The following is a 21986-nucleotide window of genomic DNA, read 5'->3' as shown; positions in this document are numbered from 1 at the left end:
GACTGGGCGGGGATCGGCCTCGGGCTGGCCGCCGCGGGCTGCTGGGCGTCCTACACCCTGCTCAACCGGGTCGCCGGCGCCCGGCTGCCGGGGCTGCAGGCCCCCGCGCTCGCGACCGCCCTGTGCGCGCTGGCCGTCACCCCGGTCGTCGTCGTGCTGGTCGTGCAGGAGCGGCTCACCGGCGCGCCGCTGGGCGTGCGCCGTCGCGGCCGGGGTGCTCGCCTCGGCCGTGCCCTACGCCGCCGACGTGGTCGCGCTGCGCTGGGTCCCGCCGCGCGCGTTCGGCGTCCTGTGCAGCGCGCACCCTGGCGTGGGCCGCCCTCGCCGGCGCGGTGCTGCTCAGGCAGGTGCTCGCGCTGCACGAGTGGGCCGGCATCGGCGTCGTGGTGGTGGCCAACGCCGCGGCGGTGCTGCTGCACACGCCCGGGGCGGCAGAGGTGGACGGCAGCGAGGTCCACAGTCCCGCCACGGCCGCCTGACAGGTCCGTCACAGGGACCGCGCCGACGCTCGGGGCGACGGCCGGAGCAGCCGGCCGCCCGAACGAGGAGAACCCCCGTGCGCAGAAAGACCGTGCTCGCCACCACGGCAGGCGTCCTGATCGTCGGTGGCCTCGCCCTCGCCGCCCCGGCCCTGGCCGAGGACGACACGACTCCCGAGACCTCCGCGACCTCGGCCGTCGACCGCATCCGTGACGCCCTCGCCGGCCTGGTCGACGACGGGTCGATCACCCAGGAGCAGGCCGACGAGGTCGCCGCCACCCTGAGCGACGCCGGGGCCTGGCACGGCGGCCCCGGTGGCCGGCACGGCGGGTGGGGCGGCTGGGGTGGCGGCGGCTTCCCGGTCGCCGCCGAGACCCTGGGCCTGTCCGAGGAGGAGCTGCGCACGGCCCTGGAGGCCGAGGGCGCCACTCTCGCCTCGGTGGCCGAGGACCGGGGCGTCGCCGTCGCGGACCTCGTCGCCGCGCTCGTCGGCGCGGCGGAGGAGCGCATCGCCACCGCCGTCGAGGAGGGCCGCCTCACCCAGGAGGAGGCCGACGAGCGGCTGGCCGACCTGGAGGCGCGGGTCACCGAGTTCGTGCAGTCCGCCGACGGGGACGGTCCCTGGTGGGGCGGCCGCGGCGGCCCGGACGACGAGGACGACTGACCGCCCGGCACCTCGCGGCGCCGTCCTCCGTTGGGGAGGACGGTGCCGCGCTGCACCCCGGTCCCCGCGCACGCGGTCCGGCACCGCGGGGCGCCGCGCCGGTACCGTCCCCCGCTCCGCCGGAGTGCACGCCCCGCGACGGCCGGCGCCCGGAGGAGGAGACCCGTGACCACCACGCTGCCGTCGGCACGGCCCGGCGGGCGCCCGCCCGCGCCGGCCCGCACGCTCGTCGTCGTCGGCGGCCTGCCGGGCAGCGGCAAGACCACCCTGGTGCGGCGGGTGCTCGGTGACGGCGTCCCGGGCGTCGCCGCTGTCGACTCCGAGGACGTCGCCGCCCGCTGGCGCACCGGCTCCCGGGTGCCCTACCGCGTGATGCGCCCGCTGGTGCACACCGCGCACCGGCTGCGGGTCCTCCGGGCCCTGGCGGGGACGGCGCCGGTCGTCGTCCTCACCGACCCGTGGACCAGCCGCTGGTGGCGCCCGGTGGTGCTGTGGGCGGCCCACCGGGCCGGGCGCGCGGTCCGGCTGGTGCTGCTCGACGTCTCCGCCGACGACGCCGCCGAGGGCCAGCGCATCCGCGGCCGCCGCATCCCCGAGGGCCGGATGCGGCGGCACGCCGGACGCTGGGACCGCTACCGCGCCGCGGGCCCGGCGCCCGGCGAGGTCCTCGTCGTCGACCGGCCGCGGGCCGCCGCGCTCACCCTCGCCGAGCTCCTGGGTCCCGTGACCCCGGCGGCTGCAGCGGGCTGACCACGCCGGTGAGGCCCAGCGCCCGCTCGAGCAGCCGGAACCGGTAGGCGGCGGTCAGCACCGCGAACCAGAGCACCAGCGCCGGGACCACGGTCTCGAACACCGGGTCGGCGGCCTCGGTGAGCCCGAAGTAGGTCGTGAACGCCGGCCAGAACAGCCCGGCGGAGAACACCACCACCAGCGCGAGGACCAGCCACGCGGGGCGCCGGTCGCCGTCGGGGCGGGTCCACGCGGCGAACCACCGGTTCGGCGGCTTGAGGAACAGGATCAGCAGGAACGCCGCGTAGGAGACGAACGTCGACAGCGCCGTCTGCGCGCCGATCGTCGCCGCCGCCTCGGCGAAGCCGACGTCGTCGGAGGACACGCCGGTGTAGTCCTCGAAGGCGTCGACGACGAACGAGGGGACGGCGTCGTCGGTGAACCCCTGCAGCAGGTCGGTGTAGTGCCGGGCGTACACGGCCACCCCGCCCGCGGCGGTCACCAGCACCGCCGGCACCACGAACCGCCACAGCGTGGTCAGCAGGTGCGGGTCGGGCGCGGACGGGCGGGCCCAGGCGGTGAGGAACAGCGTCGGCACGCCGACGGTGAGCAGGGTCAGCCCGACGTTGGCCGGGGAGTAGGGGAACCCCAGCCCGAGCATGGTGACGGCGAGGATGACCAGCCCCTGGGTGCCGACGCGCGCGAGGAACACCTGCATCGACGTGCTGATCCCGGTGATGATCCGGCGGCCCTCGTGCGCGGCGGGCAGCAGCGCGGCCAGCGAGTCGCCGGTCAGCACGATGTCGGCGACGTCGCGCGTGACCGCGCTGCCGCCGGCCATCGCCACCCCGACGTGCGCCCGCTTGAGCGCGCGGGCGTCGTTCACACCGTCGCCGACCATCGCCACGTAGCCGCCGGCCCGGCGCAGCGCGTCGACCAGCCGCTCCTTCTGCTCCGGGGCGATCCGCCCGAACACCGTCGTCCGCGCGACGATGTCGTCGAACTGCGCCTCCGACAGCCCGGAGAGGGCGGGGCCGGCCACCGGCTCGCCCGGCTCCAGGCCGGCCTGCCGGGCCAGCGCCGCCACCGTGGCCGGGTCGTCGCCGGAGACCACCTTGACCGCGATGCCGTCCGCGGTGAGCCGGGCGAGGGTGTCGACGACGCCGGGGCGCAGCTCGTCGGCCAGCGCGACGACGGCGAGCGGCTCGAGGGCGGGCAGTCGCGCCCGGCCGGCGCCGTCGCGCAGCGGGGCGTCCCGGTCGGCGCGGGCGAGCACCAGCACCCGCAGCCCGCGGCCGGTCAGCTCGCGCACGGGGACGCCCAGCGGCTCCCCGGACAGCCGCGGCGCCAGCGTGTCGGGGGCGCCGAGGACCAACACGGCATCCGCGGTGCGCAGCGCGCTCCACCGCAGCGCGGAGGAGAACGGCACCTCCTCGGCGACCGGCACCGGCTCCCCGGGCAGCGCCCCGGCCAGCGCCGCCGTCGTCAGGTTGCCCGCGGCGGTGCTGCGGGCCATCGACCCCAGCAGCCGCTCCACCCCGGCGGCCGGCAGCGGCCCGACCGGGCGCACCTCGGCCAGCGACAGCCGGCCGGTGGTGAGCGTGCCGGTCTTGTCGGTGCAGACGACGTCGACGTTGCTCACCGACTCCACCGCGTTCACCTGCTGCACCAGCGCGCCGCGGCCGGCGCTCCTCGCCGCCCCGACGGTGTAGGCGACCGCGACGAGGAAGAACAGCCCGTAGGGCACCAGGCCCGAGAGGACCGCGGTGGTCTGCACGGTCCGCACCAGGGTGAAGCCCTCGAGCGCGGCCTGCGCCAGGATCGTCACGCTCATCAGCAGCACCAGGAGCATGACCAGCCGGACGACGAAGTCGATCCGGCGCTGCAGCGGCGTCCGGTCGGTGGAGGCCCGGCGCGCCTCGGCGGTCAGCCGGCCGGCGTAGGAGGCGGCGCCGACCTCGCGGGCCAGCTGGGTGCCCTCGCCGCCGACGACGAACGAGCCCGACAGCAGGTCGTCGCCGGGCTCCTTCGGCAGCGCGTCGGACTCCCCGGTCAGGAGCGACTCGTCCACCTCCAGCCGCCCGCCGAGCGCCGGCCCGTCGACGACGACCTGCCCGCCCGGGCGCAGCCGCAGCACGTCGCCGAGCACGACCTCCTCCGGCGGCACCTCGGTGTCGGCGCCGTCGCGGACCACCGTCACCGTGCCGCGCGCGAGCAGCTGCAGCCGGTCGAGCTTGCGCTTGGCCCGGATCTCCTGCACCGCGCTGACGGCGGCGTTGACCAGCCCGAGGCCGACGCTGGTGAACGCGTCGCTGTACCGGCCCAGCGCCAGCAGCGCCGCGCCGATGGCGAACAGGATGACGTTGAAGAAGGAGAAGACGTTCGTGCGCAGGATGACGCCGTAGCTGCGCGAGGACGCGCTGACCGCGACGTTGCCCTCACCGCGCCGGTGCCGCGCCCGCGCCTCGGCCGCGGTCAGGCCGGCCGGCGCCGCGGGAGGGGTCAGGCCGGTGGTCCCCGTCGTCATCACCCCCGACTCTGACAGGCGGGACGGCGGGCGGCACGCCGCGGCGCCCGGGACCCAGCCGACTCCCGCCCGGCGTCCAGGGAACGTGCAGCCGCGGCGCGGACCGTGGACGGCGTGACGACGCGTGCCCTCCCGCGGCGAGCCCGGCCCCGCTCGCTGCGGGCGCGGCTGCTGTGGGTCTTCCTCGTCCCGCTCGCCCTCGTGCTCGTCGTCGTGGGGGCGTCGTCGTGGGGGCGGCGGCGACCGCCGCGGTCCGCGGCGAGCTGCTCGGCCAGGTCGACGACCGGCTGGCCGCCGCCGTGACCCGCTCGGCGCACGCCGACGGCGGGCTCAGCGGGCCCGGGCCCGGCGACCCGGGGGGCGGACCGGACTTCCTGCTCGTGCCCGGCCAGGGCGACGGCACACTCGGCGCGCGCGTCGTCGACGGCACGGTGACCGAGGCCGCCGTCGTCGGCACCGAGGGCGACGGTCAGGCGCTGAGCGCCGGGGAGGCCGCCGCGCTGGCCGGCGTCCCGGCCGACGGGGCCGCGCGCACCGTGGACCTCGGTCCGCTGGGGGACTACCGGGTGGTCGCCTCGCCGTCCGGCGACGGCGACGTGCTGGTCACCGGCCTGCCGCTGGCCTCGGCCGAGGCCGCACTGGTCCGGCTGGTCGCCGTCGAGGTGGTCGCCGGGCTGCTGGGGCTGCTGGCCGCCGGTGTCGCCGGGTCGGTGGTGGTGGGCCGCACGCTGCGCCCGCTGCACCGGGTCGCCGCCACCGCCGGGCGGGTCGCCGCGCTGCCGCTGTCCAGCGGCGAGGTGCGGCTGCCCGACCGGGTGCCGGCCGCCGACACCGACCCGCGCACCGAGGTCGGCCGGGTGGGGGCGGCGCTCAACCGGCTGCTGGACTCGGTGGAGTCCGGCATCGCCGCGCGGCAGGCCTCCGAGACCCGGCTGCGCCGGTTCGTCGCGGACGCCGGCCACGAGCTGCGTACCCCGGTCACCTCCGTCCGCGGCTACACCGAGCTGGTGCGCCGCCGCGGCGGGCTGCCCGAGGACGCCGACGCCTCGCTGCGCCGGGTGGAGGCCGAGGCGGTGCGCACGTCCGGCCTGGTCGACGACCTGCTGCTGCTCGCCCGGCTCGACGCCGGCCGCGAGCTCGCCGTCGGCACCGTCGACCTCACCGGGCTGGTCATGGACGCCGTCAGCGACGCGCACGCCGCCGGGCCCGCGCACCGCTGGCGGGTGGACCTGCCCGGCGCGGCCGTGCTCGTCCCCGGCGACGCCGCCCGGCTGCACCAGGTGCTGGCCAACCTGCTGGCCAACGTCCGCACGCACACCCCGGCCGGGACGACGGCGACCACCCGGCTGCGCGCCGAGGACGGCACCGCGGTGCTCGAGGTCGCCGACGACGGCCCGGGCGTGCCCGCCGGGCTGCAGGCCGGGGTCTTCGAGCGGTTCGCCCGCGGCGACTCCGCGCCCTCGCGGGCAAACGGCAGCACCGGCCTCGGGCTGGCGATCGTCGCGGCCGTGGTGGCCGGGCACGGGGGCACCGTCGGCGTGGACAGCCGGCCCGGGCGGACGGTGTTCACCGTGCGCCTGCCCGGCGCCACCGTGGCCGAGCCCGCGGACGACGACGCGCTCGAGGCGGCCGGCACCTAGCCCCGGGCGGGCACCAGGCGCCGGCACTCCGGGCAGACGTCGTCCGCGCCGAGTCCGCGCCGGCCGTCCCACGCCCCCTGGACGACGGCGACCGGCGTCCCGCACGCGGCCACCCACGGCGGCGGCCCGTCGGCGGCCTCCCGCGGCACCGCGTGCGCGCGGCTGCTCTCCTGGTCCCGCCCGGCCGCGTGCCCGCCCGTCTCGCTCGTCACCGCCCCAGTGTCCCGGACGCCGGCGGACCGCTCCCGCCCGCAGGTCCCACGCGGGGTCGGTGCGGACGTGTCCTGCGACACACGTGGACGGACCGTCCGGTTCCGGAGTGTGGTTGGCTCCCGCCCACCTCCGGCCGGCCAGGGCCGGGGCCGGAGGACCCGATGCGCCCTGCGGAGGCACCCATGACCCGGTTGCGCCGGACCGTCCACGCCCTCGGCGCCGCGGTGGCACTGGCCCTGACGACCGCCCCGGCGGCCGGCCCGGCCGGTGCCGCTGCCGCCCTCCCCAGCGCCGCGGCGGCCTGCGCCGACGTCCACACCGACGGCGTCAGCCACGGCACCGAGGCCCGCGTCCGGCCCGGGGCCACCCGCGACGAGCCCAACGCCGTCGCCACCGACCAGGCCGCGGCGCTGGGCGACCCGAAGAGCCGGCCCGTGCTGCCCGCCGCGTCGGTGACCATCCCGACGCACGTCCACGTCGTCACCGCCGAGCCGCTGTCCCGCACCGAGCAGCGGCAGCGCGACCGGCAGATCGCCGCCCAGGTGCAGGTGCTCAACGACGCCTACGCCGGCGTCGGCGCCGCCGGGCCCTCGCCGGACACCCCGTTCCGCTTCGCCCTCGTCGACACCGACTACACGGTGAACGCGGCCTGGGCGGGCCTGGTGCCCGGGAGCCCGGAGGAGCGGGCGGCCAAGTCCGCGCTGCGCGAGGGCGGCCCGGCCACCCTCAACGTCTACGTCGCCCCCATCGGCGGCGGCCTGCTCGGCTACGCGACCTTCCCGCAGTCGGCCAAGGGCGGACAGCTGTGGCGCGACGGCGTGGTCGTCCTCGACGAGTCGCTGCCCGGTGGCGCCGCGGCGCCTTACAACGAGGGGGACACCGCCACCCACGAGGTCGGCCACTGGCTCGGGCTGTTCCACACCTTCCAGGGCGGCTGCTCCGGCCCCGGCGACCACGTCGCCGACACCCCCGCCGAGGCGGTGCCGGCCTTCGAGTGCGCCGTCGACGCGACCCGCGACAGCTGCCCGGCCGACCCCGGCCTCGACCCGGTCCACAACTTCATGGACTACACCGAGGACTTCTGCATGGACCGGTTCTCCCTGGGGCAGGTGGCCCGCATGAGCAACGCCTGGGAGGCCTACCGGGACGTCCGGGTCTGAGCGCCGCCGCCCGCGGGGTCCGGCCCCGCGGGCGCTTCCCCCGGGACGGGGCACGGCGGTCCATGCTGTCGCCCGTGACCGCCCCGTCGACGCCGCTGCCGTGGTTCCCGGCGGTCGCGGCGCCCGGCGGGCGTCCGGTGCCGCCGCCGGACCCGGCCGGCCCGGACCGGCTGGTCCTCGACCCCGCCGCGGTCTCCCTGGCCGGCCCGCGCGGCCCCGACCAGGACGCCGGGTCCGCCGGTCCCGCCCTGCTCGTGGTCGCCGACGGCGTAGGAGGGGGGCGGGGCGGGGGCACCGCGGCCCGGCTGGCCGTGGAGGAGGTCGTCGCCCGCGCGGCCGCCGCCCGCGGCGACGGCACCGAGGCCCGTCCCGACGCCGGGCTCGCCGACGCGATCGCCGCCGCCGACGCCGCCGTGCGCGCCGCCGCCGCGGCCGACCCCGCGCTGGCCGGCATGGCCACCACCTGCACCGCGGCCGTGCTCACCCGCGACGGCCGGCTCGTCGTCGGGCACGTCGGCGACAGCCGCGCCCACCTGCTCCGCGGCGGCGTCCTCACCCGCCTCACCACCGACCACTCGCTGGTGCAGGCGCTGGTCGACTCCGGCGACATGACCCCCGGGGAGGCCGCCGCCTCCCCGGTGCGGTCGGTCCTGCTCCGCGCCGTGGGCGGCTCGGCCGACCCCGGCCGGGCCGACGTGGTCGCCGTCCGGGCCGAGCCCGGCGACCGGCTGCTGCTGTGCTCCGACGGGCTGTCCGGCGTCGTCGCCGCCGCCACCCTGCAGCGGGTCCTGGCCGCCGAGCGGGACCCCGCGGCCGCCGCCGCCCGGCTGCTCGTGGCCGCGCTGGCGGCCGGCACCCGCGACGACGTGACGGTGGCCGTCGGCGACGTGACCCCCGCCGGGTGGGCCCGGTGCACCGTCCGGGTCACCGTCGGCGCGGCGGCGGGGACCCCCGCCGGGACCGCCGCCGACTGAGTCCCGGGAGGGACTTGCCCGGCCCGCGCGTCCGGGGGCAGGGTGTGGTGCACACCACATCCCGCGAGCCCGGGAGGTCCCCGTGCGCATCCCCGTCCAGGACAGCGACCGGCCCGGCGGCCGCCGTGGGTAAGGACGTCGTCCCGGCGCCGGAGCCGCGGGAGGCGGCCCGGGTGCGCAACGTGGCCCTCGTCGGCCACGCCGGTGCCGGCAAGACGACCCTCGCCGAGGCGCTGCTCGTGGCCACCGGCGCTCTCGTGCGCGCCGGCCGGGTCGAGGACGGCACCACCTGCCTCGACAGCGACGACGTCGAGGTCCGCCAGCAGCGCTCGGTGACCCTCGGCGTGGCCACCGTCGAGCACGACGGCACGCGGATCACCCTGCTCGACACCCCCGGCAGCCCCGACTTCGTCGGCGAGCTGCGGGCCGGGCTGCGCGCCGCCGACGCCGCGCTGTTCGTCGTCTCCGCCGTCGGCGGTGTCGACGCGACCACCGTGCAGCTGTGGGAGGAGTGCGCCGCGGTCGGCATGCCGCGCGCCGTCGTCGTCACCCAGCTCGACCGCGCCCGCGCCGACGTCGAGGAGACCGTGCGGCTGTGCCAGACGGCGCTCGGGGAGGGGGTGTACCCGGTCCACCTCGTCGACCGGGCGCCCGACGGGACGGTGACCGGCGTGGTCAACCTGCTCGAGCCCGGCGCGCAGGCCCCCGACGCCGACCGGCTCCGCGGCGAGCTGATCGAGGGGATCATCGGCGAGAGCGAGGACGAGGCGCTTATGGAGCGCTACCTCGCCGGCGACGAGCTGGTCCAGGGCGACCTGATGGCCGACCTGGGCACCGCGGTCGCCCGCGGCCACTTCCACCCGGTGCTGTGCGCGGCCCCGCTGCAGGGCATCGGCCTCGACGCGCTGCTGTACCTGATCGTGAACGGCTTCCCGAGCCCCACCGAGCACGGCTGCCCGCCGGTCACCCGCCCCGACGGCTCGCGGGCCCCGGAGCTCACCTGCGACCCCGACGGCCCGCTGGTCGCCGAGGTGGTCAAGACGACGACCGACCCCTACCTCGGCCGGGTCTCGCTGCTGCGGGTCTTCTCCGGCACCCTCACCCCGGACACCCCGGTGCACGTCTCCGGGCACGGCGGCGCCGAGCGCGGCCACCCCGACCACGACGCCGACGAGCGCATCGGCGCGGTGTCCTCCCCGCTCGGGTCGGCGCTGCGCCCGGTCGCCGCCTGCCCGGCCGGCGACGTCTGCGCCGTCGCCCGGCTGAGCACCGCCGAGACCGGGGACACCCTGTCCGCACCCGGCGACCCGCGGCTGGTGCCGCCCTGGGACCTGCCGGTGCCGCAGCACCCGGTCGCGGTCGAGGCCGCCTCCCGCGCCGACGAGGACCGGCTCGGGCCCGCGCTGGCCCGGCTGGCCGCCGAGGACCCGACGGTGCGCGTCGAGCGCTCGCGCGACACCGGGCAGCTGCTGCTGTGGTGCGTGGGGGAGGCCCACGGCGAGGTGCTGCTCGAGCGGCTGCGCACCCGGCACGGCGTCGCGGTGACCACCGTCCCGGTGCGGGTGCCGATGGTCGAGACCCTCGCCGCGCCGGCGAAGGCCACCGGGCGGCTGGTCAAGCAGTCCGGCGGGCACGGGCAGTACGCCGTCGTCGTGGTCGAGGCGCAGCCCGGGCCGCCCGGGTCGGGCATCACCTTCGAGCAGAAGGTGGTCGGCGGGGCGGTGCCCAGCCAGTACCACGGCAGCGTCGAGAAGGGCATCCGCGCGCAGGCGGCCAAGGGCGTGCACGACGACCGGCCGCTGGTCGACGTCGCGTTCGTCCTCGTCGACGGCAAGGCGCACTCGGTCGACTCCTCCGACGCCGCCTTCCAGTCCGCCGGGGCGCTGGCGGTCCGCGAGCTCGCGGCCGCCGCCGGCACCAAGGTGCTCGAGCCGTGGTGCGAGGTCGACGTGGTCGTGCCCGGGGAGCACGTGGGCGCGGTGATGAGCGACCTGTCCTCCCGCCGCGCCCGGGTCACCGGCAGCGACGCCGACCCCGACCGGGACCGCACCACCGTCCGCGCCGAGGTGCCCGAGATGGAGCTGCTCGGCTACGCCGGCGCGCTGCGCTCGGTCAGCCACGGCACCGGCTCCTTCAGCCGCCGCCCGCTGGGCCACGAGCCGGCCCCGGCGTCGCTGCTCGTCCCCGCCTAGCGGCCGCCCCCGCCGCGGGGGCCCGCCACGGGCCCGCGAGTGGCGGGGAGCGGCGGCGTCCGTCGACTAGCCTCGGGCACGGTGTGCAGCGGGGTGGAGGAGCAGTGACGTCGTCGCAGGGGCCGTCGGCCGTCCCGGCGTCCCCGGAGCCGGGCTCGATGGCGGGCGCGGTCGTGGGACCGGACGCGGGTGTGGGCCGGGTGGCCGACCGCAACGAGCTGCCCGACCGGGTGTGGACGGTCCCCAACGCCCTGTCGGTGCTGCGGCTGCTCGGCGTGCCGCTGTTCCTCTGGCTGCTGCTGGGCCCGCACGAGGACGGCTGGGCGGTGGCCGTGCTCATGCTCTCCGGCGTCACCGACTGGGCCGACGGCAAGCTCGCCCGGGTGCTCGGCCAGTCCAGCCGCCTCGGCGCGCTGCTGGACCCGGCCGCCGACCGGCTCTACATCATCGCCACCTTGGTCGCCTTCGTGCTGCGCGACGTCGTCCCGCTGTGGGTGGTCGCGGTGCTCGTCGGCCGCGAGGTGGTGCTCGGCGTGATGCTGCTGGTCCTGCGCCACTTCCGCTACGAGCCGCTGCAGGTGCACTACCTGGGCAAGGCGGCCACGTTCAACCTGCTCTACGCCTTCCCGCTGCTGCTCCTGGCCGACGACGCCACCGGGGCCTGGCTGGCCTGGGTCCAGCCGTTCGCCTACGCGTTCACCATCTGGGGCGGCGTGCTCTACGTGCTGGCCGGCGTGCTCTACGTCGTCCAGGTGGCCGGGATCGTGCGCACCGAGCGGGCGCTCACCCGGGCCGCGGCACCGTCCGGGGCGGGCGCAGCGGCCCGCCCGGCGCCGTGACCGCCGCCCGACCGACTCCCCGGCCCGCCCCGCCGGTCCGCGGCGGGATGCGCTCCATGGGCGCCTCGCTGCTGGACCAGGTGCTCGCCGAGACCCTCGACCCCGCCTACGCCCGCGCCGCCGCGGCCCGCGCCGCCCGTCCCGCCGACGCCCCGCCGGCCCGCCGCCGGCTCGGCGCGCTGGCGGTCGCGGTGACCATGGCGCTGGCCGGGCTGCTGTTCTCCGTCACCTACCACCAGGCCGCCGCCGGAGCCGCCGGGCAGGACGAGGTCCGCGCCCGGCTGGTGGAGGAGATCGGCGCCCAGTCCGCCAGCACCGACGACCTCGCCGCCGAGCTGGAGGACCTGCGCGGCCAGGTCGCCGACGCCCGCGACGACGCCCTGGCCGCCAGCACCGTCGGCCAGCGGGCCATCGACGCCCTCGACGCCGCCGAGCTCGCCGCGGGCCTCGACGCGGTCACCGGCCCCGGCCTGCTGGTCACCCTGGCCGACGCCGAGCCCGACGCCGACGCCGACCCGGTCGGCGGCGCCGAGGACGACGGCAGCGGCGACGTCCGCGACGGCGACCTGCAGTTGGTGGTCAACGCGCTGTGGTCCGCGGGCGCCGAGGCCGTGTCGATCAACGACCAGCGGCTGGGTCCCACGACCGCGATCCGCTTCGCCGGGGAAGCGGTCCTCGTGGACTTCCGCCCGGTCACCAACCCCTACCGCGTCAGCGCCGTCGGGGACCCGGACGAGCTCCGGGCCCGGTTCCTGGCCAGTCCCGAGGTCAACGCCCTGGCGGTCATCTCGGAGACCTACGGCCTGCGTTTCGAGTTCGCCCAGGAGGACGAGCTGTCCGTTCCCGCCGGGGGAGTCCCCGAGCTGCGTTCCGCCAAGCCCTTCGCCGGCCAGCCGGCCGAGGCCGCCGCCGGCGGCACGGGGGACTGAGCGGTGATCCCCGTCATCGGCCTGGCCGTCGGCATCGCGCTCGGCCTCGTCCTCGACCCCACCGTCCCGCTGTGGCTGCAGCCCTACCTGCCGATCGCGGTGGTCGCCGCGCTCGACGCGGTCTTCGGCGGCGCCCGCGCCCGCCTCGACGGGATCTTCGACGCCAAGGTGTTCGTCATCTCGTTCGTGTCGAACGTCGTCGTCGCCGGGCTGATCGTGTTCCTCGGCGACCAGCTCGGCGTCGGCGCGCAGCTGTCCACGGCGGTGGTCGTCGTCCTCGGCATCCGCATCTTCGGCAACGCCGCGGCCATCCGCCGGCACCTGTTCCGGGCATGAGCGGCACCCCGCGTCCCGCCGGGGACGACCCGCGGCCCCCCGGCCCGGCCGACGCCGGGCCGGAGGTCACCGACGCCGGACCCGCCGAGGCCCGCGCCGCCGGGACCGCCCCGGCCGACGACACCCCCGAGCCGGTGGACGACGACGCTCCCGCCCGCGCGGACGACGCTCCCGCCGCGGCCGACGGCGCTCCCGCGCCCGCCGGCGAGACCCCCGAGCCGGCCGGGGACGCTCCGGCGCCGGCCGGGGACGCTCCCGCGCCGGCCGGGGACGAGGAGCCTGCTGCAGCCCCGCCGGCCGGGGAGGACGCCCCCGCCCCCGCCCCGCGGCGCCGGCGGCAGCGGCTGGTCGCCGCCTCGCTCATCGGCGTCCTCACCCTGCTGCTCGGCTTCGCGATCGCGGTCCAGGTGCGCAGCACCGACACCGGCCAGGCCCTGGAGGGCGCCCGCGAGGAGGAGCTCGTCGCGATCCTCGACGACCTCGACCTCGAGGAGGAGCGGCTGCGCGCCCAGATCGCCGACCAGCGCAGCGCGCTGCGCGAGCTGTCCGACACCGACAGCCGCTCGGCCGCCGCCCTCGAGGACGCCAACGAGCGCGCCGACGCCCTGGCCATCCTCAACGGCACCGTCGCCGCCGAGGGGCCGGGCCTGGTCATGACCATCCGCGACCCCGAGGGGCAGGTGCGGGTGGCCGACCTCCTCGACGCCGTCCAGGAGCTGCGCGGCGCGGGCGCGGAGACCATGCAGATCGACGGCGTGCGGATCGGCGTCTCCACCGCCGTCACCGGCGTCCCGGGCGCCCTGCAGGTCGACGGGCGGGCGGTGAGCGCTCCCTACGAGGTCGTCGTCATCGGCTCCCCGCAGGACCTGCAGACGGCGATGAGCATCCCCGGCGGCGTCGTCGACCGGGTCGGCCGGCAGGGCGGCAGCGTCGACATCGAGCAGCGTGACCGGGTCGTGGTGGACGCGTTGCGGCCGCTCGACGAGCCTCAATACGCTCAGCCCGACGCCGGCGACTGACCGCGGTCCCGCGGGCCGCCGGACCACCCCCACGACTCCCGGGAGACGACACCGCATGAGCACGCCCGACGACCGCCGCTACACCGACCAGCACGAGTGGGCGCTCGTGCAGGGCAGCGGGGAGGCGGGCACGGTCGTCCGGGTCGGCATCACCGACCACGCGCAGGACGCGCTCGGCGACATCGTGTTCGTGCAGCTGCCCGAGGTGGGGGAGGAGGTCGGCCCCGGCAACCCGATCGGCGAGGTGGAGTCGACCAAGTCGGTGTCCGACGTCTACTCGCCCGTGGCCGGGACCGTCTCGGCGGTCAACGAGGCCCTCGGCGACGCCCCGGAGACCATCAACGCCGACCCCTACGGCACCGGCTGGCTGGTCGAGATCACCGTGGCCGGCGACGGCGGCGACCCCACCGCCGACCTGCTCGACGCGGCCGCCTACCAGGCGCTGGTCGACGCGTCCTGACCACCCCCCGGGCCGCCCGGACGCCCGGGGACGATCACTATGCTGCCCTCGGGAACGGGCCCTCGACGGCCCCGTGGGACAGCTGTGACGCCGCCCCGGCGTCCGGTTGACCCCCGGGACCACCGCTGGTTCCATGACCAACGGCCCGCCGTGCCCCGCACGGCGGCCGACCCGCGACGACACCGTCCGGTGCCGTCGTCCGCCGGCCGCCCGCGGCAGGACCCCACGCCCGCGGCGGTGCCCCCTGCACCGGAGGAGACAGACGTGCACTGCACTCGTTGTGGCCACGACAACCCCGAGGGCAGTCGCTTCTGCGCGCAGTGCGGCGCCGCCCTCTCCCAGGAGCGCGTCGGGGAGTCGACGAGCGTCATCCCCAAGGTCGGCGGCGAGGACACCGGCGACGTCCCCGAGGCCGTCGAGCCCTCGGCCGACGCGCACGCCGGGGCGGTCGAGTCGCTGCCCGCCGGGTCCGCCCTGCTCGTGGTCAAGCGCGGCCCGAACGCCGGCAGCCGCTTCCTGCTCGACCAGGACGTCACCACCGCCGGCCGGCACCCCGACAGCGACATCTTCCTCGACGACGTGACCGTCAGCCGCCGGCACGTGGAGTTCCACCGCGAGGGCGGCGGCTTCTCGGTGCACGACGTCGGCAGCCTCAACGGCACCTACGTCAACCGGGAGCCGGTCGACGTCGCGACCCTGTCCGGCGGTGACGAGGTGCAGATCGGCAAGTTCCGCCTCGTCTACCTGACCGGCCCGCGCACCGGCGAGCCCGCCGCCCGCTGACAGCGGGGCGCTGATCCCTTGCGTTCTGCGCCCGCCGGCGCGTCCGGGGACGGCGCGCCCGACGCCCGCACCCCCCGCCTGACCATCGGGGCGGTGCTGGGCGCCCTGCGCGACGACTTCCCCGACGTGACCATCAGCAAGATCCGGTTCCTCGAGGCCGAGGGCCTGGTCTCCCCGGAGCGGACGCCGTCGGGGTACCGGAAGTTCTCCCGGGCCGACGTCGACCGGCTGCGCTACGTGCTCACCGCCCAGCGGGACCACTACCTCCCGCTGCGGGTCATCAAGGAGCACCTGGACGCGCTCGACCGCGGCGAGCCGGTGCCGGACCCGGCCGCCCCGGCCGTGCCCGACGAGCTCCGGCCCGACGGGGACCCGCCGGCGGCGTCCGGGCCGATGGAGGCCGCCGCGTTCGCCGCGGCGGCCGGGCTGACGCCGGCCCAGCTGGCCGACCACGTCCAGTTCGGGCTGCTCGTCCCCGACGCCGACGGGCGGCACCCGGCCCGCGACCTGCCGATCGCGCGGGCGGCCGCGGGACTGGCCCGGCACGGCATCGAGCCGCGCCACCTGCGGGTGTTCCGCACCGGCGCGGAGCGGGAGGCGGCGCTGGTCGAGCAGCTGCTCGCGCCGGTCCTGCGCTCCCGCTCGGAGGACGCGCGGGCCCGCGCCACCGAGCAGCTCGCCGAGCTCGCGGCGCTGTCCGCGCAGCTGCACCGGGCGCTGCTGGAGGCGCGACTGCGCGACCTGTTGCGCCCGTGAGTCCGGCGTACGGTGGACCCAGCCGCCGGACCGGCCGTCCGTCACCGCGCACCGGCGCCCACCCGTACCGCCGCAGCTGAGGAGCAACACCGTGCAGGAACTCAGAGTCGTCGGGGTCCGGGTCGAGCTGCCCGGCAACCAGCCGATCCTGCTGCTGAAGGAGACGCAGGGGGAGCGGTACCTGCCGATCTGGATCGGCGCGGTCGAGGCCGCCGCCATCGCGTTCGAGCAGCAGGGCGTGCGGCCGGCGCGGCCGATGACCCACGACCTGCTCCGCGAGGTCGTGCGCACCCTCGGCGCCACCCTCGAGGCGGTCAACATCACCGAGATGCGCGACGGCATCTACATCGCCGAGCTGGACTTCGGCGACGACCGGGTGGTCAGCGCCCGCCCCTCGGACGCCGTCGCCCTGGCCGTGCGCACCGGCGCCCCCATCTTCGGCGCCGAGGAACTGCTCGACGAGGTCGGGATCGAGATCCCCGACGAGCAGGAGGACGAGGTCGAGAAGTTCCGCGAGTTCCTCGACCAGATCTCGCCCGAGGACTTCGGCGCCGGCTCCGGCTCCGGCGGCGCCTGACACCCGGCGCGGCGCGGGACGCCGGCTCCGGCCGCGGCGTCCCGCTGCTGCGCGTGCACGCACGGGGCGGGTGGGACCCCGGAGGTCACCCTCGTCACACCAGTCACAGAACCCTGGAGTCCGGCGCGGACGTGCCGATACCACTCTGATGGGGTGAGTGGGGCGACACGCCGCCCGCGTCAGTTGACCGCCCTGGGGGCCCGGCTTACGGTCGCGGACAACACCGGTGTGACCCGTGGGGAAGCGGGAGCACTCCGGGACGCTCCGCCGCGCCCGTGGCGGGACTCGAAGGAGGACGCTGACGTGAGCGACCAGAGCGAGGGCTCCCAGGGTCAGCTCTTCAGCGACGCCGCCGTGGGGGCGACGGACTACGACGAGGTCGACACCGACCTCGTCGGGTACCGCGGCCCGACGGCGTGTGCCGCCGCCGGGATCACCTACCGCCAGCTGGACTACTGGGCCCGTACCGGTCTGGTCGCCCCCTCGGTGCGCAGCGCCACCGGCTCGGGGACACAGCGGCTGTACTCGTTCCGCGACATCCTGGTGCTGAAGGTGGTCAAGCGGCTGCTCGACACGGGGGTGTCGCTGCAGAACATCCGCAAGGCCGTCGACCACCTGCGCAACCGCGGGATCAAGGACCTCGCCAACGTCACGCTGTTCTCCGACGGGGCGACGGTCTACGAGTGCACCTCGGCCGAGGAGGTCGTCGACCTGCTCGCCGGCGGCCAGGGCGTCTTCGGCATCGCGGTGTCCGGCGCGCTGCGCGAGCTGTCCGGTGAGCTGGCCGAGCTGCCCGCCGAGCGGCTGGACGGCGCGCCGCTGCACGCCGCCGAGGACGAGCTGTCCCTGCGCCGCCGCCGCCGCGCCCAGACCGCCTAGCAGACCCGTACGTCCGGGAGGGGCGTCCCGCGGGGTGCGCGACGCCCCTCCCCGTGCGTCCGGGCAGGCCGCCCGACCCGCGGCGGTGAGCGGGCCGCCGTTCGCACGCGGAAGGCGCTGGTAGCGTCGTGGCAGTGGCGGACGCTGCTCACTCCCTCCCCTCGTTGCGCTCCCTGAGCCCCGCGGGTTCCTTCGCCGGCCGGCACATCGGCCCCCGGGCGGACGAGACCGCCGCGATGCTCGAGGCCGTCGGCCACGGCTCGCTGCAGTCGCTGGTCGACGCCACCGTCCCCGAGGCGGTGCGCGACCGCGACGAGCTGTCGCTGCCCCCGGCCGCCGACGAGGCCACCGTGCTCGCCGAGCTGCGCGAGCGGGCCGCGGCCAACCAGGTCACCGTCCCGATGATCGGGCTCGGCTACTCCGGCACGGTCACCCCGGCGGTCATCCAGCGCAACGTCCTGGAGAACCCCGCCTGGTACACCGCCTACACGCCCTACCAGCCCGAGATCAGCCAGGGCCGGCTCGAGGCGCTGCTGAACTTCCAGACGATGGTCGCCGACCTCACCGGCCTGCCGGTCGCCGGCGCCTCCATGCTCGACGAGGCCACCGCCGCGGCCGAGGCGATGACGCTGGTCCGTCGCGCCGGGCGCGCCAAGCCGGGCGCGGTGTTCGTCGTCGACGCCGACACGCTGCCGCAGACCCTCGCCGTGCTCCAGACCCGCGCCGAGCCGCTGGGCATCCGGCTGCACGTCGCCGACCTGTCCGCCGGCTGGCCGGCCGACCTGCCCGAGGCCGGCGCGTTCGGCGTGCTGGTGTCCTACCCGGGCGCCAGCGGCGCGGTCCGCGACCACCGGGCGCTCGCCGACGCCGCGCACGCCGCCGGCGCGGCGGTGGTCGTCGCCGCCGACGTCCTGGCGCTCACCCTGCTCGAGGCGCCGGGCGCGTGGGGCGCCGACGTCGCGTGCGGCAGCACCCAGCGCTTCGGCGTCCCGCTGGGCTACGGCGGCCCGCACGCCGGCTACCTGTCGGTGCGCGAGGGCCTGGCCCGGCAGCTGCCCGGCCGGCTGGTCGGGGTGTCGGTCGACGCCGACGGCGACGTCGCCTACCGGCTGGCGCTGCAGACCCGCGAGCAGCACATCCGCCGGGAGAAGGCGACCAGCAACATCTGCACCGCGCAGGTGCTGCTCGCGGTCATGGCCGGCGCCTACGCCGTCTACCACGGGCCCGAGGGGCTGACCGCGATCGCCGCCCGGGTGCACCGCAGCGCGCTGGCGCTGGCCGGGTGGCTGCGCGCCGGCGGCGTCGACGTCGTCCACGACTCCTTCTTCGACACCGTGCAGGCGCGCGTGCCCGGCCGGGCCGCCGAGGTGGTCGCCGCGGCCGCCGGGCGCGGGGTGGACCTGCGGCTGGTCGACGCCGACACCGTGGCCGTCGCCTGCGACGAGACGACGACGCCGGCGGTGCTGCGGCTGGTGGCGGAGGCCTTCGGCGTCGCCGCGGACGAGTCCGCGCTGGACGACGACGGCCCGGACGCGCTGCCCGCCGCCCTGCGCCGGCGCACCCCGTTCCTCACCCACCCGGTCTTCTCCGCGCACCGCTCGGAGACGGCGATGATGCGCTACCTGCGCTCGCTGTCGGACAAGGACCTGGCGCTGGACCGCACGATGATCCCGCTGGGCTCGTGCACGATGAAGCTCAACTCCGCCGTCGAGATGGCCGCGGTCACCTGGCCGGAGTTCGCCGGGCTGCACCCCTTCGCCCCGGCCGAGCGGGCCCGCGGCTACCGGCGGCTGATCGACGAGCTGTGCACCTGGCTCGCGGAGATCACCGGCTACGCCGCGGTCAGCGTGCAGCCCAACGCCGGCTCGCAGGGGGAGTTCGCCGGGCTGCTGGCGATCCGCGGCTACCACGCCGCCCGCGGCGAGTCGCACCGCGACGTCTGCCTCATCCCCAGCTCCGCGCACGGCACCAACGCCGCCAGCGCGGTCATGGCCGGGATGCGGGTGGTCGTGGTGGCCTGCGACGAGGCCGGCAACGTCGACGTCGCCGACCTGCGCGCCAAGATCGACCAGCACGCCGAGCGGCTGGCCGCGATCATGATCACCTACCCGTCGACGCACGGGGTGTTCGAGACCGAGGTCCGCGAGATCTGCGCCGCGGTGCACGACGCCGGCGGCCAGGTGTACGTCGACGGCGCCAACCTCAACGCGATGGTGGGCCTGGCCCGGCCGGGCCGCTTCGGCTCCGACGTCAGCCACCTCAACCTCCACAAGACCTTCTGCATCCCGCACGGCGGCGGCGGGCCCGGCGTCGGCCCGATCGGCGTCCGCGAGCACCTGGTGCCGTTCCTGCCGGGGCACCCGCTGGCCGACACCGGCGGCTCCGGCCCGGCCGTGTCGGCCGCGCCGTGGGGATCGGCCGGGATCCTGCCGATCTCCTGGGCGTACCTGCGGCTGATGGGCCCCGACGGGCTGCGGCGGGCCACCGAGCACGCGGTGCTGGGCGCCAACTACCTCGCCACCCGGCTGCGCGAGCACTTCCCGGTGCTCTACACCGGCGCCGGCGGGCTGGTCGCCCACGAGTGCATCCTCGACATCCGGCCGCTGACCCGGGCCACCGGCATCACCAACGACGACATCGCCAAGCGGCTGGTCGACTTCGGCTTCCACGCGCCGACGATGAGCTTCCCGGTGGCCGGCACGCTCATGGTCGAGCCCACCGAGAGCGAGGACAAGGCCGAGCTCGACCGGTTCGTCGAGGCGATGGTGACCATCCGCGGCGAGATCGAGAAGGTCGCGACGGGGGAGTACGACGAGGCGGACAACCCGCTGCGCAACGCCCCGCACACGCTCAAGATGCTGGCCGGCGACTGGGATCGGCCGTACCCGCGCAGCGCGGCGGTGTTCCCGGTGCCCTCGCTGGTCACCCGCGGCTACCTGTCGCCGGTGCGCCGGATCGACCAGGCCTTCGGCGACCGCAACCTGGTCTGCTCCTGCCCGTCGCCGGAGGCCTTCGCCGAGCCGGAGCCCGCGCACGCGCCGCAGACGCACGTGCCCGACCGCGGCGAGGGCGCCCCGGACGACCTCGGCACCACCGCCGACGTGGTGGGCGCCCAGGCCTGAGGCGTCCGGGCGGGATCGGCGGTGTGGTCGCCCCCGGGCGCGGGAGGCGACCACACCCCGATCTCGCCCGCGTCAGGACGGCGGGGTGCGGCCGGCGGCAGAGGCGATGCCCAGCCAGGTGTGCCGGTTGCCCGCCCAGCACCAGCCGACCTTCGCCGTGCCCCGGCGCTCACGGCCGTCGCGGCCGGTGCCGTTGCTGATCCACAGCGCCGGGGTGCGGGCGTCCAGCGACCCGTCCGCCCGCCGCAGCCGGGAGCCGACGGTCATCGTGCAGGCGTTGCGCTCGAGCAGGTCCGGGCACTGCAGCAGCCAGGTCAGGCCCTCGGTCACGGTCAGCGGCGTCCGGCCCGCGGCGCGGATCCGGGGCAGCGACTCGTCGGGCGTGCAGTTGCGGTACCCGTCGCCGCGCTCGGGGGCGGACAGGGCGTAGACGCCGGCGGGCGGGGCGGCGTCGTCCAGCGGGGTGAACCGGTCGAGGTCGGTCATGTCCACGACCACGAACACCGGCCGGTCCCGCCAGGACACCAGCTCCACCAGGGCGGTGGCCGGCAGCAGCGACGGCGCGAGGACGAGCAGCCCGTCGTCCGGGACGCCCGCCGCCAGCGCGCGCAGCTCCGCCGCCGACAGGCCCGCGCGCTCGTGGGCGCCGGCGGCGACCAGCCGCTCGGCCTGCTCGGCGGGGGCGGGGAGGGTCAGCAGGGCGGTCGGCACGGGGCACCTCCGGCGACGGGGACGGACGGCGGACCAACGGCCCGGGGCGTGGTCCGGTTCCGGCCCCCGACCCCTCGACGCCGCTCCCCGGGCAGGTGGACCATCACTCGCATGGCGGTGAGGGCGGGAGCGGCGCGACGGACGGCGTGTGCGGCGGTGCTGGCCTGCGGGGCGGCGCTGCTCGCGGCGTGCGGGGGGACCGGGGAGCAGGTGGCCGAGCCGGGGGACGTGAGCCCGGCGGCGGCCACCGAGGAGGCCCCCGACCCGACCCCCGCCGAGGATCCCGCCACGCCCGAGGAGACGCCGGCCTCCGGTGACCTCGGGGACCGGCTGCTGCCCGCCGAGGCGTTCGGGCCGGACGCGTCCGTCGTCCGGCTGGACGGCGACGACCGGGACGGGTGGCACGGCGGCCGGGGCTGGGGCGGCTGGCGGGACCACGACGACGACGGCGACGACGCTGACGACGGCGAGCACGACGGCCTGCCCGACGGGGTGAGCGTGGAGCCGGCCGCGTGCGCCGACGTGCTGGAGGCGCTGCCGGAGCCCGCCGACGACGCGGCCGACCCCGTGGTCGCGGCCCAGGTCGCCCGCAGCGACGACGTGCGCACCTACCAGGTGGTGGCCGAGTCGCCGGAGCTCGCCGGGCTCACGCTGCCGGTCGACGAATTGCTGGGCGCCTGCTCCTCGGTGACGGTCAGCACCCCCTGGGGCCTCGACGCCACCGTGCGCCTCGCGCGCCTGGACCTGCCCGCGGTCGGCGGCGAGAGCGCCGGCCTGCAGGTCACGGTGGAGGGCTGGGGCGACACGGCCACCAAGCTGGTCGGCGTCGCCGTCGAGGGGTCGCGCGGACTGCTCCTCGCCCAGAGCGCGGGACCCGGGGACACGGCGCCCGACGCCGCGGCCTTCGCCGACCTGTTCGCCGACGCCGGGGCGGCCGCCTTCGACTGAGTCCCCGGGACGACCGAGCGCCCGTCCCCCCGGGGGGACGGGCGCTCG

General features: G+C 77.3%; 21 protein-coding genes. 18 read left to right on the top strand and 3 right to left on the bottom strand.

All coding sequences use genetic code 11. The features are described 5' to 3' along the window. The first annotated feature begins 332 nt into the window (after positions 1-332). The 3 genes from ACI798_RS09040 to ACI798_RS09030 all read left to right on the top strand — a co-directional run bounded on the left by ACI798_RS09040 (position 333) and on the right by ACI798_RS09030 (position 1894). Positions 333-479: a hypothetical protein gene (locus ACI798_RS09040; protein ID WP_457047749.1), complete on the top strand. Its 147-nt coding sequence runs from the start codon at positions 333-335 to the stop codon at positions 477-479. Between the two features lie 77 nt (positions 480-556). Beyond that, the gene (locus tag ACI798_RS09035; protein WP_456941116.1) at positions 557-1144 is read left to right on the top strand and encodes a hypothetical protein; all 588 of its coding nucleotides are present in this window, start codon (positions 557-559) and stop codon (positions 1142-1144) included. Between the two features lie 165 nt (positions 1145-1309). Continuing rightward, positions 1310-1894 (top strand): AAA family ATPase, encoded by a 585-nt coding sequence (locus ACI798_RS09030; protein ID WP_456941117.1) that lies wholly within the window; start codon positions 1310-1312, stop codon positions 1892-1894. Here the strand turns inward: ACI798_RS09030 and ACI798_RS09025 are convergent. Beyond that, complete coding sequence (locus ACI798_RS09025; protein WP_457047748.1) at positions 1842-4400, bottom strand: HAD-IC family P-type ATPase; 2559 nt, start codon at positions 4398-4400, stop codon at positions 1842-1844. The genes ACI798_RS09030 and ACI798_RS09025 overlap by 53 nt on opposite strands. A 227-nt stretch (positions 4401-4627) precedes the next feature. Between ACI798_RS09025 and ACI798_RS09020 the strand changes: the two genes are divergently transcribed. After that, on the top strand, positions 4628-6040 hold the full coding sequence (locus tag ACI798_RS09020; protein WP_457047747.1) for a sensor histidine kinase: 1413 nt from the start codon (positions 4628-4630) through the stop codon (positions 6038-6040). Here the strand turns inward: ACI798_RS09020 and ACI798_RS09015 are convergent. Then, a complete protein-coding gene (locus tag ACI798_RS09015; RefSeq protein WP_457047746.1) occupies positions 6037-6252 on the bottom strand; it encodes a hypothetical protein in 216 nt (71 codons plus the stop codon). The genes ACI798_RS09020 and ACI798_RS09015 overlap by 4 nt on opposite strands. Positions 6253-6435: 183 nt before the next feature. Between ACI798_RS09015 and ACI798_RS09010 the strand changes: the two genes are divergently transcribed. From ACI798_RS09010 to gcvP, 13 genes are all read left to right on the top strand, one after another. Continuing rightward, positions 6436-7413: a zinc metalloprotease gene (locus ACI798_RS09010; protein ID WP_457047745.1), complete on the top strand. Its 978-nt coding sequence runs from the start codon at positions 6436-6438 to the stop codon at positions 7411-7413. 74 nt (positions 7414-7487) lie between these two features. Next, on the top strand, positions 7488-8387 hold the full coding sequence (locus tag ACI798_RS09005; protein WP_457047744.1) for a PP2C family protein-serine/threonine phosphatase: 900 nt from the start codon (positions 7488-7490) through the stop codon (positions 8385-8387). Between the two features lie 125 nt (positions 8388-8512). Beyond that, entirely contained in the window at positions 8513-10579 is a 2067-nt protein-coding gene (locus tag ACI798_RS09000) for an elongation factor G-like protein EF-G2 (RefSeq protein ID WP_456941124.1), read from the top strand. Between the two features lie 104 nt (positions 10580-10683). Next, the gene (locus tag ACI798_RS08995; protein ID WP_456941125.1) at positions 10684-11418 is read left to right on the top strand and encodes a CDP-alcohol phosphatidyltransferase family protein; all 735 of its coding nucleotides are present in this window, start codon (positions 10684-10686) and stop codon (positions 11416-11418) included. A 56-nt stretch (positions 11419-11474) separates the two neighbouring features. Then, complete coding sequence (locus ACI798_RS08990; protein ID WP_456941126.1) at positions 11475-12347, top strand: DUF881 domain-containing protein; 873 nt, start codon at positions 11475-11477, stop codon at positions 12345-12347. Between the two features lie 3 nt (positions 12348-12350). Beyond that, the gene (locus ACI798_RS08985; RefSeq protein ID WP_387988172.1) at positions 12351-12683 is read left to right on the top strand and encodes a small basic family protein; all 333 of its coding nucleotides are present in this window, start codon (positions 12351-12353) and stop codon (positions 12681-12683) included. Next, entirely contained in the window at positions 12680-13702 is a 1023-nt protein-coding gene (locus tag ACI798_RS08980; RefSeq protein ID WP_457047743.1) for a DUF881 domain-containing protein, read from the top strand. Before ACI798_RS08985 ends, ACI798_RS08980 begins: the two co-directional genes overlap by 4 nt. Before the next feature lie 55 nt (positions 13703-13757). Next, on the top strand, positions 13758-14162 hold the full coding sequence (gene gcvH, locus ACI798_RS08975) for a glycine cleavage system protein GcvH (RefSeq protein WP_387988174.1): 405 nt from the start codon (positions 13758-13760) through the stop codon (positions 14160-14162). Between the two features lie 264 nt (positions 14163-14426). Next, complete coding sequence (gene odhI / locus ACI798_RS08970) at positions 14427-14945, top strand: oxoglutarate dehydrogenase inhibitor Odhl (protein ID WP_456941128.1); 519 nt, start codon at positions 14427-14429, stop codon at positions 14943-14945. An 18-nt stretch (positions 14946-14963) separates the two neighbouring features. Continuing rightward, a complete protein-coding gene (gene ftsR / locus ACI798_RS08965) occupies positions 14964-15701 on the top strand; it encodes a transcriptional regulator FtsR (RefSeq protein ID WP_457047742.1) in 738 nt (245 codons plus the stop codon). Between the two features lie 91 nt (positions 15702-15792). Beyond that, complete coding sequence (locus ACI798_RS08960; RefSeq protein ID WP_456941130.1) at positions 15793-16278, top strand: bifunctional nuclease family protein; 486 nt, start codon at positions 15793-15795, stop codon at positions 16276-16278. A gap of 303 nt (positions 16279-16581) precedes the next feature. Beyond that, a complete protein-coding gene (locus tag ACI798_RS08955) occupies positions 16582-17157 on the top strand; it encodes a MerR family transcriptional regulator (RefSeq protein ID WP_456941131.1) in 576 nt (191 codons plus the stop codon). 134 nt (positions 17158-17291) lie between these two features. Next, on the top strand, positions 17292-20279 hold the full coding sequence (gene gcvP / locus ACI798_RS08950) for an aminomethyl-transferring glycine dehydrogenase (RefSeq protein ID WP_457047741.1): 2988 nt from the start codon (positions 17292-17294) through the stop codon (positions 20277-20279). Positions 20280-20351: 72 nt separating this feature from the next. Here gcvP and ACI798_RS08945 read toward each other — a convergent pair whose 3' ends face one another. Continuing rightward, complete coding sequence (locus ACI798_RS08945; protein ID WP_457047740.1) at positions 20352-20990, bottom strand: DUF5701 family protein; 639 nt, start codon at positions 20988-20990, stop codon at positions 20352-20354. Between the two features lie 111 nt (positions 20991-21101). On the opposite strand from ACI798_RS08945, the gene ACI798_RS08940 reads away from it, so the two are divergent. Next, entirely contained in the window at positions 21102-21938 is an 837-nt protein-coding gene (locus ACI798_RS08940) for a hypothetical protein (protein ID WP_457047739.1), read from the top strand. Positions 21939-21986: the final 48 nt, after the last annotated feature.

It is taken from the genome of Geodermatophilus sp. SYSU D01045, assembly GCF_054050295.1.
The sequence above is the reverse complement of the archived record's forward strand: the minus strand, read 5'-3'. Positions and strand labels throughout refer to the sequence as shown.

Coding starts and splice junctions, on each gene's coding strand:
- ACI798_RS09025 (WP_457047748.1), bottom strand. CDS start 4,400: ATGACGACGGGGACCACCGGCCTGACCCCTCCCGCGGCGCCGGCCGGC.
- ACI798_RS08940 (WP_457047739.1), top strand. CDS start 21,102: ATGGCGGTGAGGGCGGGAGCGGCGCGACGGACGGCGTGTGCGGCGGTG.
- gcvH (WP_387988174.1), top strand. CDS start 13,758: ATGAGCACGCCCGACGACCGCCGCTACACCGACCAGCACGAGTGGGCG.
- ACI798_RS09010 (WP_457047745.1), top strand. CDS start 6,436: ATGACCCGGTTGCGCCGGACCGTCCACGCCCTCGGCGCCGCGGTGGCA.
- ACI798_RS08980 (WP_457047743.1), top strand. CDS start 12,680: ATGAGCGGCACCCCGCGTCCCGCCGGGGACGACCCGCGGCCCCCCGGC.
- ACI798_RS08990 (WP_456941126.1), top strand. CDS start 11,475: ATGGGCGCCTCGCTGCTGGACCAGGTGCTCGCCGAGACCCTCGACCCC.